The following is a 14,167-nucleotide window of genomic DNA, read 5'->3' on the forward strand; positions in this document are numbered from 1 at the left end:
GCCCATCGGGCGGCCGGCGTACGGTATTTCGTGCGGTCAGCCGGTGGCGGGGACGGTGTCGGTGAAGGTGGTGCCGGCAGTGCGGTAGCCGGAGACCTTCGCGGAGACCTGGGCCGGGGTGAGGACCTGGTCCTTGACGAAGTACACGTAGTCGACCTGCTGGTCGTAGGAGCGCGGCGTGTTGGAGTACTGGCCGCTGAGGTCGATCAGCCAGTGGTTGAAGTCGATCCACTGCGGCGTCTCGGGCAGGTAGGGCTCGCCGTGGGTGGCGACGACCTGGCCGTCGATGAAGTAGGTGATGCTGGTGTTGTCGACGGTCAGGAGCAGGTCGTGCCAGCCGTCGTAGGACTGCCGCTGCTGGCCGTGGGCGTTGACGGCGTTCCACGGGTCCGGGTTGTACGTTTCCCAGGAGGTCTCGTACATGATGTTGCCCTGCTCGCCCCAGCCGCCGTTGGGCAGGTACTCGAAGTCCTGCTCGCTGTAGTTCGGGTCCATCGGCGCGTTGAGCGGGGTGAAGGTGAAGAAGGTCTGGTTGACGTGGTCGCCGTCGGGACCACCGGTCGGGGTGTCGTTGAACTTGACCCGGGCGGCGTAGGTGCCGTTCTTGAACTTCCGCGCCGTGGTCTGGATCTCGGTCTCCTTGGTGCCGGAGGCCGTGCCGTCGGTGGTGAGGCGGAGGTTCATGATGCTGTTGCCGCCGGAGGACTGGAACGTGATGTCCTGCGGGGACCAGGTGGCGCCGGACACGCCGGGGCCGCCCTGACCGGACTTGACGGTCCAGCCGTGCGCCTGGACGGCCGCGTCGTTGCTGGTGGCGTAGTTGAAGTCGTCGAACAGCGCGGGGGCGTTCGGGTCGACCGGCGGGGTGGAGGTCGAGCCGGTCGGCGACGGGGACGGGGAGGAGGTGGAGCCGGTCGGGGACGGCGACGGCGACGGGTTGTTGCCGGCCGGGGCGGTGCCCCAGATCAGTGTGCCGTTCTCCTGCGCGGTGATCTTGGAAGAGTTGGCGTAGGAGGTCTGGGTGCCGCTGAACGAGTAGTCGTCGGACTGGGTGAGGGTCTGCCAGTCGGCGCGGTAGAAGCGCAGCTGCATGTCGCCGGTGGACTGGCCGGGGGCGAGCGAGCCGGCGCCGGAGGTGAAGCCGATCTCCAGGTAACGGTCGGCGGTGGCCGTGGGGTTGGCCAGGGTGCCGAAGGTGCCGGTGATGTTGCCGCAGCCCTTCACCGCCCAGGAGCAGGCGAAGCGGTAGGTTGCCGACGGGTTGTCGGACTTGAAGTAGTACCGCAGGGTGACGGTACTCAGCGGCACGGTGGTGGTGCCGGTGTTGGTGACCTGCAGCCAGGGCTCGGACTGGTCGGCGGTGGCGCCGCTGGCGCTGGTGCGGTACTGGACGCTGAGCGCGTCGGTCGCCGCGGACGCCGGCGCGACCGTCAGGACCGCGGCGGCGAGACCGGCTGCCGCGGCAAGCGCGACGGCGGATCCGAGCCGGGAGTTGGAGCGAGATCGTGCTGACACGTGAATCCCTTTCCGTGGGGGTGGCGTCGTCGGCTGGAGCCGACGGGCCGGGGACCGGTGGTGCGGGGTGGTGCAAGGTGTCGTCGGCTGACGCCGTCGGCACCTGGTCTCAGGGCCGGTGCGCGTGGTGGACGCCGAGGGCGGCCAGCCGCGGGCGGTGGCGGGTGAGGGCAGGCAGGAAGTCGCGGGTGTAGTCGCTGGCCGGGTTCCACGCGCGGTCGGCGATGGCGCACAGGCGCGGGTAGACGAGGTAGTCGAAGTGCTCCGCGGTGGTGACGAATTCGGTCCACAGCTGGGCCTGGGTACCGAGCACCTTGGCCTGTTCGGCCTCGCCCCAGTGGTCGGGAGCGGGCTCGTTGGCGTGGGCGGTGGGCAGGTCGACGACGAACTTGGCCTGGCCGAGCGGCTCGTCGGCGGCGTCGGACTGCGGGTAGTCGAGATAGGTGGAGAGGTGCGGCGCCATCACGATGTCGTGGCCGTACCGGGCGGCGTCCAGGCCGTGCTCGGCGTCGCGCCACGGCATCACGGTGAACTCCACCGGCAGCGCACCGCCGCCCTGGTACTCGGCCCAGCAGACCGGGCGGCGGCCGTTGGCCATCAGGTGGGCGCCGACCTGGCCGAGGAACCAGCCGTGCAGGTGGGCCGGGGTGGCCAGGCCCAGTTCGGCGGCCCGGGCGATCGCGGCGGGGCTGGTCTCCCACTCGATGGTGGGGCATTCGTCGCCGCCGAGGTGGATGTACCGGGAGTGGAAGACGTCCATGACCTCGTCAAGCACCGTGCGGCAGAAGTCCAGCACCTCGTCGTGGACGGCGAGGATGTTCTCGCACACGCCCCACTCGGTCCACACGTCGAGCTGGCGCTCGGGGTGGTTGCCCAGGTGTGGGTAGGCGGCGAGCGCGGCTCGCACGTGGCCGGGCATCTCGATCTCCGGCACCACCCGCACGCCCCGCTCGGCGGCGTAAGCCACCAGGTGCCGCAGTTCGGCCTTGGTGTAGGCACCGCCGTGCGGTCGGTCGTCGAAGCGGTCGGAGCCGGCCTGGCCGAGCATCGAGCGGGCCCGGACCGAGCCGACCTCGGTGAGCCGGGGGTAGGCGTCGACCGGCATCCGCCAGCCCTGGTCGTCGGTGAGGTGCAGGTGCAGGACGTTGAGCTTGTGCAGGGCGAGCCGGTCGACGGTGCGCAGCAGGAGGTCGATCGGCTGGAAGTGCCGGGCGACGTCGACCATGACGCCGCGCCAGGGGTGCCGGGGACGGTCGGCGATCTCCACGCAGGGCAGCGTCCATTCGACGCCCTGGACGCGGTGGTCCAGCAGGGCGTCGGGCGGCAGGAGTTGGCGCAGGCTCTGCACCGCGTGCCGCAGTCCGGCCGGCCGGGCGGCGGTGAGCAGGACCCGTTCGGGGGTGACGCTCAGCCGGTAGCCCTCGGCGCCTTCGACTGCGGGGTCGAGGGCGAGGACCACGGTACCGTCGGGCGAGCCGGGCAGCGGGAGCCCGGTGGCGGGGGCGAGCAGGGTGCGCAGCAGGTCGGCGACGGGCGCGGCCTCACCGGGGGCGTGGACGGCCGTGTGCTCGGTGAGCACGAAGCGTCCGGCAGTGGAGGCGACCTCGACCGGGGTCGGCAGAATCATGGTGTTCTTTCCAGAGAGGGGCGGATTCAGCCCTTGACGGCGCCGGCGGTCATGCCGGTGGTGACCTTGTTCTGCAGGAACAGGAAGACGATCAGGACGGGGAGCATGAACAGGCTCGCGGCGGCCATGGTGGCGCCCCAGTCGGTGCCGAAGACGTTGGCGAAGGAGGAGAGCCAGACCGGCAGGGTGCGGGCGTCCTGGTTCTTGATGATCAGGGTGTTGGCGAACGCGAACTCGTTCCAGGCGGTGATGAACCCGAACAGCGAGGTGGACAGCAGGCCCGGGGCGAGCAGCGGGAAGGTGATCCGGCGGAAGGCCTGCGGCCTGGTGCAGCCGTCGACCAGGGCGGCTTCCTCCAGCTCGGCGGGGACGGCGGCGAGGAAACCGCGCAGGGTGACGATGGTGAACGGCAGGGTGGTCATGAAGTAGACCAGGGTGAGCATGCTGAGGCTGTCGAGCATGTCGGTGTCCCGGGCGATCACGTACATCGGGATCAGCAGCGCCTCCCACGGGGCCATCTGGGCGATGAACACCATCAGGATGAAAGCCCGGCGTCCACGCCAGCGCATCCGGCCCACCGCGAAGGCGGCGAGCAGCGCGACGACCAGGGCGAGGAGGACGGCGCCGAGGGTGACATACAGGCTGTTGCGCCAGTAGGTACCGAAGCCGGGGGCGGAGACGGCAGTGGCGAAGTGGTCGAGGGTGGGGTGCAGCGGGAGGAAGGTCGGGGTTTCGGACTGGATCTCGGTGGTCGGCTTGAAGGCGGTGATCACCATCCAGTAGACCGGGAAGGCCGAGGTGACGAGGACGACAAGCGCGGCAAGGTTCAACGGGGCGCGGCGCAGCCTGCGCAGGGCGGTGGCGGTCACGGGGTCTCCTCGCCTTCCTGGCGGTACATCCGGCGCAGCGTGGCGACCAGCGCGGCGAGCAGGATCAGCACGGTCAGCATGGAAGCGGCCGAGCCGAGGTCGTACTTGTGCAGGGACTGCGCGATCTGGAACGCGTAGACGGGCAGGGTGGTGGTGGCGCCGTTCGGGCCGCCCTGGCTGACCACCCAGATCTGCGCGAAGCACTTGAAGGTCCAGATCACCTCCAGCGAGGTGACCAGTACGAACAGCGGTCGCAGCATCGGGAAGGTGACCAGGCGGAAGGTCTGCCAGGGACCGGCGCCGTCGAGGCGGGCGGACTCGTAGAGCTCCCCGGGGATGGTGGTCAGGCCGCCGTAGAGGGTGAGGGCGGCGAACGGGACGGACTGCCAGACGATCAGCGCCACCAGGATGACGTAGGTGGCGTTCCCGTGGGCGAACCAGGCGTAGTCGTGGAACTGGTGCAGCCCCAACTGGTCAAGTGTCCAGTTGACCACTCCGAAGCGGGACTGGAACAGCCACTGGAAGACGGTGGTGGCGGCGATCACGGGGGTGGCCCAGGTGAGCACCAGGGCGCTCATCACGGCGAGGCGCATGCGCCGGCCTAGCCTGACCAGCATCAGGGCGATCAGGGTGCCGAGTCCGGTGATCAGCGCGGTGTTCACGGCGGTCCAGCCCAGGGTGCGGCGGACCACGGCCCAGAACTCCGGGTCGCCGAGCAGCGCGGTGTAGTTGTCGAGGCCGACGAACGGGGCGCCGCCGCGGATGAGTTCGGCCATCCGGAAGTGCTGGATGGAGATCAGCAGGTTCCGCAGCAGCGGATAGACCAGGAGATACGCCGCGCCCACCACGGTCGGGGCGACCAGCAGATACGGCCAGACCCTGGTACGGGTAGGGGGAGGAGCGGTGGACACGGCGGTAACTCTCCTGTCAGGGCGTGCTGTTGAGGCCATTGATCGTGGCCCCGGTGGCGGTCGCGCCGGCCGTGGCCGGGGCGGCGCCGGTGGACTGCTGGGGCATGTGTCCTGTCAGGACGTGCTGTTGAGGGCCTTGGTGATGGCATCGGAGGTGGTCTTGCCGGCCGTGGCCGGGTCGCTGCCGGTGAGCACCTGGGTCATGTACTGCTTGATCGGGTTGCTGGCCTCGACGGCCGCCCAGTTCGGCGAGTTGGGGGTGGCGTGACCGTTGACCGCCCCGGCCGCCATCGCCACGGCGCCGTCGTTGCCGGCCAGCGCGCTCGCGAGCGAGGTCCGGTTGGGGACGTAGCTCATCTCCTTGGCCATGTCGGTCTGCCACTTGTCGCCGGTCAGCGCCTTGACCACCTCGTAGGCTGCGGCCTGGTGCTGGGAGGACTCGGGGATCACCAGGTCGGAGCCGCCGGTGAAGACCGCGCCGGGCTTGTCGGCACTCTTGCCGGGGATCGGGAAGAAGCCGAGCTTGTCCTTGAGCGCAGGGTTGGCCTTGATGATCGCGTTGGCCCCGCCGGGGGTGGAGATCAGCTGTGCGGTGTGGCCCTGGGCGAACACCTCGGCCTGCGGCGGCTTGGCCTCGTCCGCGTCCTTCGGGCCCTTGCCGAGCGCCTGCAGCTGCTTGTAGAAGCCGATGCCGGCCTGGGCCTGCGGAGTGTCCAGCGCGCCCTTCCACTTGCCGTCGGAGCCCTTGACCGCGAGGTCGCCGCCCTCGTCCCAGACGAACCCGGCGAGCGCGTACCAGGTCTGGCCGGCCAGGTAGATGCCGTCGTTGCCAGCGGTGTTGAGCTTGGTGGTGTCGGCGATCCACTCGTCGCGGGTCTTCGGCGGGGTGGTGATGCCGGCCTGCGCGAAGAGGTCCTTGTTGTAGATGACCACGCGGTTGGCGGCGTACCACGGGATGCCGTACTGCTTGCCGTCGATCTTGCCGGGCTCGGCGAGGCCGGGGATCCAGTCCTTGCCGTTGAGCTCGGCGGTCTTGTCGCTGAGGTCGTGTACGCCGCCGCTGACGGCGTACTGGGCGACCTGGGTGTTGCCGACCTCGATGACGTCCGGGGCGTCCTTGCTGGCCAGCGCGCTGGTCACCTTCTGGCCGATGCCGTCCCACTCCTGGATCTGGATGTCCAGGGTGGTGCCCGCGTGGCCGGCCTCGTAGTCGGCCTTGAAACGCTGCAGGTAGCCGTCTGTGAGGCTGTCCTTCATGATCCACACTGTCAGCTTGGCGGGCTTGTCGGCCGCCTGGCTGGACGAGCCGGACGAGGTGGAGGAACAGCCGGCCAGCGCCGCGCCAGTCAGGGCGAGGGCCAGGGCGGCGGCGATGGGGAGCAGGCGCGGACGCGCGGGGGTTCTCACGGTAGTGCCACCTTGATGGGGGAGGGCTGGATAGCTTGCCAGTCGGGCAACTGGTAAGCCGTGAGGAGAAGGTGACATAGTTGGGGGAGAGTGGTCAAGACCTCTTCCTGGCCCGTATCTTCCTTGTGACCAGCGAACTTGTGGCGGAACAAGTGCACTCAGTGGCCACTGCGGGGCGTGATCCAACTGGTAAAGTCCGGGAACTGGTCTGATTAGGTCGAGCGGAAGGGTACGGTGATGGTCGAGGGGACGCCCCAAGCGAGGGCGAAGCGGACGAGGGTGCGCGAGTGCCTTCGGGAACTGGTGGACGCCGGCATGCCCGGCGACGGCATCCCGTCCGAGCGGACGCTCTGCGAGAGGTTCGGCGTCTCCCGCCCCACCCTTCGGGCCGCCGTCGACGAACTGGTGGCGGCCGGGCTCCTGGTCCGCGAGCACGGCCGCGGCATGTTCCTCGCCCCCGCCAAGATCACCCAGGAGCTGGCACCGGCCGGCGGCGGGCCGGGCTTCAGCCTCCCGAAGGCCTCCGGCACTTGGGCCAGCCGCGTCATGGAATTCACCACCCTCCCGGCCGGCGCCGGCATCGGCCGCAAACTGCGCCTCACCCCTGCCGCCCACATCGTCCGCGTCGCCCGGCTGTGCCTGGTCGACGACGAGCCCATGGCCATCGAGCACTTGCACGTCCCCGCCGAGCTCGTCCCAGGTCTGGCCCCGGCGGACATGGAGAGAGGCGACTTCTACCAGCTGCTCGGCACCGCGCACGGCGTCAAGGTGCACGAGGCGATCCAGGCGATCGAGCCGACCGTGGTCAGCCAGCAGGAGGCCAAGCTGCTCGGCGTGCCGGTGCTCTCACCCGCCTTGCGCTTCGAGCGGCTGACCACCGACCGCACAGGCCGACCCGTGGAGTACCTGCACTCCGTCTATCGCGGCGACCGATACCGGATCGTCTCCAGGATGTCCCTCGCCGAGCCCGACCCGGCCTCCAGCCCCTCCCCCGCGGACGGCCCTCGGCACCGCTCCGGCATCCCGTCGGGCGGCCTGACCGCCCGCGGCGCCGGCCGGACGTTCACCCGGGGGGACATCCAACCGCTCCTGTGAGCCGTCTTCCAACCAACACGACTCCTCCGGCGCAGTGATCCACATTTTCCTTCAGGGGTGACCGAGGGAATCGGTGGCCTTCAATCGCCCACGCCTGCATGCGCGGCAGGCAGAGAGCCGCCACCGGGGGCCGTCCAGCACATGACTACCTCGCCGTCCCGCGGTACCTGTGCCATGACTGCAGCAGCGCGCAGGTGCGGTGGGCCCTGTGCTCCGGGCGCGGGTCCCTCTACTCCTGGACCACCACACACCGGGCGCTGTACCCGGCCTTCCCGCAGACGCCGTTCACGTCAGCCGCCGTCACCCTCGAAGAGGGACCAACGCGGACCGCGCCGTCGTCAAACAGCCGGTATGCCGCGCCCAGCAAGCTGGCGTCAGCACCCATGCCCGCACCGGCAACTGGCCGCATACGAGCAGGCGCGAACAAAAGAACCACCGGCACCATGGCCGATGTGGTCCGGCGACAACCTGCGACCCCTTGACCCCCAGCGCCGCGACGACATCTGCGCCGTGCACATCGGCCGCTGAACCACCACACCCGAGACGCGCTCCGCCCGGGCGGCGTCGTTTCCATCTCTGCGCGCCGACCGCCGACGGTCACGCGGCACCCGGGCGCGGATGACGCCGTTCGGCGCTCTTGACCGTGTTCGGGCGACTACGATCGGGGCACATGACGACGCCCGACGAAGCCATCCGCCCGTTCCGCATCGACGTGCCGGAGAGCGACCTGGAGGACCTCCGCCGGCGCCTGGACCGAACCCGGTGGCCGGACGAGCTCCCCGGCGTCGGCTGGGCCTACGGGATCCCCGGCGACTACCTGCGGGAGCTGGCGGACTACTGGCGGCACACCTACGACTGGCGGGCCGCAGAGGCGAGGCTGAACCAGTGGCCGCAGTTCACCACGGTGATCGACGGCGCCGACATCCACTTCCTGCACGTCCGCTCACCGGAGCCTGACGCGGTACCGCTGCTGCTGTCCCACGGCTGGCCCGGTTCGATCGTGGAGTTCACCGAGCTCATCGGACCCCTCACCGACCCGCGGGCGCACGGCGCGGGCTCCGCGCCCGCCTTCCACCTGGTGATCCCGAGCCTGCCCGGCTTCGGGTTCTCCGGCCCCACCCGGGAGACCGGCTGGGAGTACCGGCGTATGGCGGCGGCCTTCGCCGAGCTGATGCGGCGTCTCGGCTACGACGCGTACGGGGTGCAGGGCGGCGACTGGGGCTCGGCGATCTCCCGGGAGCTCGGCCGGGTGCACCCCGAGCGGGTGATCGGCGTGCACCTGAACCTGATCCCGGGCGGCGCGGCGGAGAGCGAGCCCACCGAGGAGGAGCTCGCCGGGCTCTCTCCCCGGGAACAGGACCGGACGCTGGCCTCCTGGGAGCGGCTTCGCGAGTGGAACCGAGAGCGCAAGGGCTACGCGGACCTCCAGACCACCCGGCCGCAGACCCTCGCGTACGCCCTCACCGACTCACCGGTCGGTCAGCTGGCTTGGATCGCCGAGAAGTTCAAGGAGTGGACGGACACTGCGGACCGGTCCGAGGACGCCGTCGACCGCGACCAACTGCTCACCAACGTGATGCTGTACTGGCTCACCGGGACGGCCGGGTCCTCGGCCCGGCTGTACTACGAGCGCACCCACGCCGACTACTGGGGACGGCCGGCCGAGCCGTCGACCGCGCCGACCGCCGTGGCGCTGTTCCCGGCGGAGAACTTCCTGGTCCTGCGCCACATCGCGGAGCGGACCAACAACATCGTGCGCTGGACCGAGCTGGACCGGGGCGGCCACTTCGCCGCGATGGAGCAGCCGGAGCTGCTGGCCGCCGACATCCGGGCCTTCTTCGGGCAGCTCGGCGCGGCGGCCGGGGCGTGAACGGGCGGTGCCGCCTCCTGCGGGGAGGCGGCACCGGTCGGGCCCGCGCGGAGGGGCCGGTCAGGCCCGGGCGGGGGCGGGCTGGGCGAGGGCCCCGTACAGCAGGATGTCGAGGATGGCGAGCAGCTCCTTGGAGAGCGCCCCCTTGCGGCCGGGCTGCATGCACCAGCGGTACAGGGTGCCGAGGTAGAGGTCGCGCAGGGCGTGGCCGACCCGGTCGGCGTCGGTGCCCTCGCGGAACTCGCCGCGGACCACGCCGTCGGCGACCAGTTCGGAGAACAGCTCTGCGAGGTACGGCTCTTCGAGCAGTGGCCGGCCGGCCCGCACCCAGGCCATCAGCACGGCCCTGGTCTCCTTCTGGTCCTCGTCGTTCATCTTCCCGAGGGCCCGCATGCAGGCCTGCAACCGGGTCCGAGTGGCACCGGCGCCCAGCGCGTCCGCGGCGAGCGAGTCCCGCAGCTGGTCGCGGCGCATCTCGCCCCACGTCCCGAGCAGGTCCTCCTTGCGCTGGAAGTAGTTGAAGAAGGTGCCGCGTGCGACGTCGGCGCGTTCCGCAATCTCGTCGATCGAGGTCTCGTCGTAGCCCTGTTCGGTGAACAGCGTGAGCGCGGCGGTGTAGAGGCGCTCTCTGACCCGAAGTTTGTTGCGCTCGCGGCGCCCGAGGGGCGCCGCCTCCGGCGCGGCTTCAGCTCGCGTGGAGTTCAACGGGGTCTCCGATCGATGGTGTCGTGTCGGGGAGGGCACACTCCCCCCCGACTCGGTGCACCTCAGTTTAACTATGATTCACAGTCGAAGTTGTACTCCGGCAAATACGGGTCGGGCTGTGAGAGGTCTCACCCGATCGTCGCCAGCAGGCCGTTGAGGCTCTCCGTGCCGAGCAGCCGGCCGGCGGTGAGGTCCACTCCGCAGTCCGAGCGGATCTGTGCCCGCAGCTGTGCGGCCATCAGCGAGTCCAGCCCCAGGTCGCGCAGCGAGCGGCGGCGGTCGATCTCCGCCTCGGGCAGGTCGAGCAGCCGGGACACCCGGTGCAGCACCACGTCGTTCGCGGCGCGCGCGGCGGGGGCCGGGGCCGGCCCGGCGGTCCCGGCCGCCGCCGGAACCGCGCCAGCTTCGACCGTCGGCGGGGCGACCGACGGGGCGACCCGCGCGGCGGGCCGGGGGCCGGGGCGCGGTGCCGGAGCGACCAGCTCGATGTCCAGGAACTCGACCAGCGCCGAGCCGTCGGTGGCGAGCAGCAGCACGTCGCCGCGGGCCGACCGGCCGCCCGGGCCAGGGGTGACGCGGCACAGGCTCCAGTACTCGTCGGGGAGGGCGACGTGGCGCCGTACGGTGCCGAAGCCGACCGGCAGGTAGCCGGCGCCGGACGGGTAACCGGCCAGCATGGCCAGCAGCCCGGCCTCCCAGCCGACGGCCGCTGCGGCACCCTCGCGGCGCACCATGGCGACCACCCGGCCGCCGCGCCGCCAGAGGTGCTCGACCTTCCGCAGCCCCGCCCCGACCTGGAAGCCGCGCTGCGCGGCACCCTCGTACAGGGCGTCGGCGGACAGGTACTCGCGGTGCCGGGCCAGGCTGGTCTCCAACAGTTCGCGCCGGTCGGGCGCGGCGCCGGCGGCCGGCTCCAGGCGGCCGCCCGCGCAGAGCTCGCGGGGCGCCCCGGTGCCCAGACTCGCCTCCACCCGGACCCCGCGGGACCCGTCCGGTGCGGGCGCGTCCACGGTGACGACCAGCACGGCGGCCGGGACGTCGGCGAGGGTGAGCCCGGCATCGCCCAGCCGCACCCCGGTCAGCACGAACCGCGTCCCGGGTGCGGCCTCGTCGGCGGCGGCGAGCGCGGCCTCCAGGAAGACGGCGGGGAAGACCGGCTCCGTACCGCGCACCGCCACCCCGGCGCCGGTGCCCGGCAGGCCGAAGCCGTCCAGCCGGTACTCGCGCACCAGCGGCGCGGGCACGTCGGTCGCCGCGGCCCGGCGCAGCCGGGTGGCGTCCCAGGGGTATCTGGGCAGCGGCACCGCAGCGGGCTCGAAGCCGTACCAGCGCGACCAGTCGACGGCGGCGCCCTGGGCGAACGCCCGGCCGACCGCCTCCAGCAGCAGCACCGTCTCGTCGCCGCCGCGCCGCAGGGTGGCGACGGCGGCCGCCGCGCCGCCGCCCTCGGTGACCGTCTCGTCGATCGCCGCGGTCAGCACCGGGTGCGGGCTGACCTCCAGGAACACGGTGTCGGCCTTGGCCAGGTGCCGGACCGCGTCGAGGAAGCGGACCGGGCGGCGGAGGTTGTCCAGCCAGTAGCCCGGGTCGAGTTCCTCGCCGGTGACGGGGGCGGCGGTGACGCTGGACATCAGCTCGGTCCGGGCCGGGCGCGGCGCCAGGCCGTCCAGGGCAGCCAGCAGGTCGGCCCCGATCAGGTCCATGTCCGGGGAGTGCGAGGCCACCTCGACCTTGACCAGGCGGCAGAGCACTCCGGCGCCCTGCAGCCGCCCGGCGATCGTGGCCAGCGCGGCCGGCGGGCCGGCCAGCACGGTGGACGACGGGGAGTTCCGGGCCGCCACGCACACCGCGGCGAACTCCGGGTCGGAGGCGAGCACCTCCTCGGCACCCTCGGCGGAGAGCTCGACCGCGAGCATGGCGCCGCGCCCGGCGAGCCGGCGCATCAGCCGGCTGCGGCGGCAGATCACCGCGGCCGCGTCCGCCAGGTCGAGGGCGCCGGCGCTCTGGGCCGCGGCGACCTCGCCCATGCTGTGGCCCACGCACACCTCGGGGGTCAGGCCGGCCTCGCGCAGGGCCGCGTCCAGGGCGACGCCGACCGCCCAGAGCGAGGGCTGGACCCGGTCCATGTCGGTGGGGAACTCGTCGACGTGGCTGAGCAGGTCGACCACCGACCAGCCGAGCTCCCGGTCGATCGCGGCGTCGCACTCCATCAGCTTCTCCCGGAAGGCCGGGGAGGTCTCCAGCAGCCGGCGGCCCATGCCGGGCCACTGGGCGCCCTGGCCGGGGAAGACGAAGGCCAGTCGGCGGGGCCCGCCGAAGCCCGCCTCGGCAGTGCCGCCCTCGGGGATCGCCGTCCCGGCGGCCAGCTTTCGCAGGCGCTCGGCCACCACTTGGTGGCTGTCGCCGCGGACCCAGAGCCGGTACGGGTGGACGTCGCGGCGCAGCGCGGCGGCCGCGCACAGGTCGGCGAGCGGCAGCTCGCGGCCGGGCCCGTCGGTGAGGTGGGTCGCCCAGTCCTCGGCCAGCCGGGTCAGCGAGCGGGCCGAGCGGGCGCTGAGCACCAGCAGCTGTTCGGCGGTGCCGCGGCGGCTCGGGGCGGGCGCGGACACGGCGGGGGCGACCGGGGTGGCCGGGGCGGGGAGGTACTCGCCGACCACCACATGGGCGTTGGTGCCCGAGATGCCGAAGGAGCTGACGCCGAGCCGGGCCCGGTCGGCGCTCCTGCGCAGCGGGGTGGTGCCGGTGACGACGGCGACGCCGAGCCCGTGCTGTTCGATCACCGGGTTGGGCTCCACGCAGTGCAGGGAGGCCGGGATGACACCGTGCCGGGCGATCAGCACGGCCTTGATCAGCCCGGCGATGCCGGCCGCGGACTCGGCGTGGCCGATGTTGGTCTTCACCGAGCCGGTCAGCAGCGGGCGGGCGCGCGAGCGGGCCGTGGCGGCGGCGAGCGCCTGCAGTTCGACGGCGTCACCGACCGCGGTGCCGGTGCCGTGCGCCTCGACGTAGTCGAGGTCCTGCGGGGAGATGCCGGCGGTGCGACAGGCGGCGCGCAGCATGTCGATCTGGCCGCTGATCGCGGGCTGCAGCAGGAGTCCGCTGCCCCGGCCGTCGTTGGTGACGGCGCTGCCGAGCAGGGTGGCGAGGATTCGGTCCCCGTCCCGTTCGGCGTCCGACAGTCGCTTGAGCACGACCACGCCGACGCCGTCGCTGCGGACGAAGCCGTCGGCACCGGCGTCGCCGAAGCGGCAGCGGCCGGCGGGCGACAGCATGCTGCCCTGGGAGTAGGCGATGGCGTCGTGCGGGGAGATGACGAAGTTGACGCCGCCGGCGAGGGCGAGGTCGCACTCCCCGGCGAGCAGGCTCTGCCGGGCCTGGTGCACGGCGACCAGGGAGGAGGAGCAGGCGGTGTCGAGCACCACGCTGGGGCCGAAGAGGTCGAAGGCGAAGGAGAGCCGCCCGGCGGTGACGGCGCGCAGCCGACTGCCCGCCACGTCACGGACGTTCGGGCCGGTGTCGGAGCGGGTCGCCTCCGAGTACTCGGCGGTCGCCTGGCCGATGAACACGCCAGCGTGGGTGCCGGCCAGGGTCGACGGGCGAATGCCGGCGTCCTCGAACGCCTCCCAGGTGGCGTGCAGCAGCAGCCGCTGCTGGGGGTCGATGACCCGGGCCTCGGCGGGCGATATGCCGAAGAAGCCGTAGTCGAAGGAGAAGGGGTCGGCGACGAAGCCGCCGTGCCGGGAGGCGGTCCGGCCGGGGACACCGGGGGTGGGGTCGTAGTCGGCCCCGACGTCGAACCGTTCCGCGGGCACCACGGTGATCGAGTCCAGCTGGGCGATCAGGTTCTCCCAGAGCTGCTCCGGATCGTCCGCTCCTGGGAAGCGACACCCCATGCCCACGACGGCGACCTCGGTACTTGCGTGCTGGTGTGAGTGCTCCATGGGTTGGCCCCATCTCGGTAGGAGAAGACCGGTAGTGTGCATGACAGAGCGCGACTCAAGGGCGATCTGGATCCAAACTTACACCGGAACTCAAGTTTGTTCACGGGGTTCTGTCGATGGACTTGGAGTCCATCCTTCGAACCGCATCAGCGAAGTACCGTGAGGGGAGCAAAATCTGACGCTTGATACCGAAATGCCGACCGCCGCGTACTCCGAGGAGTCCTCGG

At 71.6% G+C, this 14,167-nt stretch carries 10 protein-coding genes; 3 read left to right on the forward strand and 7 right to left on the reverse strand.

Going from position 1 to position 14,167, the window contains the following annotated elements; translation table 11 throughout:
* Window positions 1-36: 36 nt before the first annotated feature.
* The 5 genes from ACFUK0_RS13030 to ACFUK0_RS13050 all read right to left on the reverse strand — a co-directional run bounded on the left by ACFUK0_RS13030 (window position 37) and on the right by ACFUK0_RS13050 (window position 6,329).
* Window positions 37-1,515, reverse strand: coding sequence for a cellulose binding domain-containing protein (locus tag ACFUK0_RS13030; protein ID WP_380249283.1), 1,479 nt, complete (start codon window positions 1,513-1,515; stop codon window positions 37-39).
* A 109-nt stretch (window positions 1,516-1,624) separates the two neighbouring features.
* Window positions 1,625-3,142 (reverse strand): beta-N-acetylhexosaminidase, encoded by a 1,518-nt coding sequence (locus ACFUK0_RS13035; protein ID WP_380249285.1) that lies wholly within the window; start codon window positions 3,140-3,142, stop codon window positions 1,625-1,627.
* A 26-nt stretch (window positions 3,143-3,168) separates the two neighbouring features.
* Window positions 3,169-4,011, reverse strand: coding sequence for a carbohydrate ABC transporter permease (locus tag ACFUK0_RS13040; protein WP_380249287.1), 843 nt, complete (start codon window positions 4,009-4,011; stop codon window positions 3,169-3,171).
* Complete coding sequence (locus ACFUK0_RS13045; protein WP_380249289.1) at window positions 4,008-4,961, reverse strand: carbohydrate ABC transporter permease; 954 nt, start codon at window positions 4,959-4,961, stop codon at window positions 4,008-4,010. Before ACFUK0_RS13045 ends, ACFUK0_RS13040 begins: the two co-directional genes overlap by 4 nt.
* Window positions 4,962-5,036: 75 nt before the next feature.
* Window positions 5,037-6,329, reverse strand: a complete 1,293-nt coding sequence (locus ACFUK0_RS13050) for an extracellular solute-binding protein (RefSeq protein ID WP_380249291.1) — start codon at window positions 6,327-6,329, stop codon at window positions 5,037-5,039.
* A gap of 237 nt (window positions 6,330-6,566) precedes the next feature.
* Between ACFUK0_RS13050 and ACFUK0_RS13055 the strand changes: the two genes are divergently transcribed.
* The 3 genes from ACFUK0_RS13055 to ACFUK0_RS13065 all read left to right on the forward strand — a co-directional run bounded on the left by ACFUK0_RS13055 (window position 6,567) and on the right by ACFUK0_RS13065 (window position 9,294).
* On the forward strand, window positions 6,567-7,424 hold the full coding sequence (locus ACFUK0_RS13055) for a GntR family transcriptional regulator (protein WP_380249293.1): 858 nt from the start codon (window positions 6,567-6,569) through the stop codon (window positions 7,422-7,424).
* A gap of 98 nt (window positions 7,425-7,522) precedes the next feature.
* Window positions 7,523-7,906 carry a Zn-ribbon domain-containing OB-fold protein gene (locus ACFUK0_RS13060; RefSeq protein ID WP_380249295.1) on the forward strand — a complete coding sequence of 128 codons (384 nt, stop codon included), beginning with the start codon at window positions 7,523-7,525 and terminating at the stop codon, window positions 7,904-7,906.
* Between the two features lie 188 nt (window positions 7,907-8,094).
* A complete protein-coding gene (locus ACFUK0_RS13065) occupies window positions 8,095-9,294 on the forward strand; it encodes an epoxide hydrolase family protein (protein ID WP_380249297.1) in 1,200 nt (399 codons plus the stop codon).
* Window positions 9,295-9,354: 60 nt separating this feature from the next.
* Here the strand turns inward: ACFUK0_RS13065 and ACFUK0_RS13070 are convergent, their stop codons facing one another.
* A complete protein-coding gene (locus tag ACFUK0_RS13070; protein WP_380249299.1) occupies window positions 9,355-9,999 on the reverse strand; it encodes a TetR/AcrR family transcriptional regulator in 645 nt (214 codons plus the stop codon).
* 128 nt (window positions 10,000-10,127) lie between these two features.
* Window positions 10,128-13,940, reverse strand: coding sequence for a type I polyketide synthase (locus tag ACFUK0_RS13075; RefSeq protein ID WP_380249301.1), 3,813 nt, complete (start codon window positions 13,938-13,940; stop codon window positions 10,128-10,130).
* Window positions 13,941-14,167: the final 227 nt, after the last annotated feature.

Origin of the sequence: Kitasatospora sp. NPDC057223 (assembly GCF_042669755.1) — a bacterium.
GTDB lineage: Bacteria > Actinomycetota > Actinomycetes > Streptomycetales > Streptomycetaceae > Kitasatospora.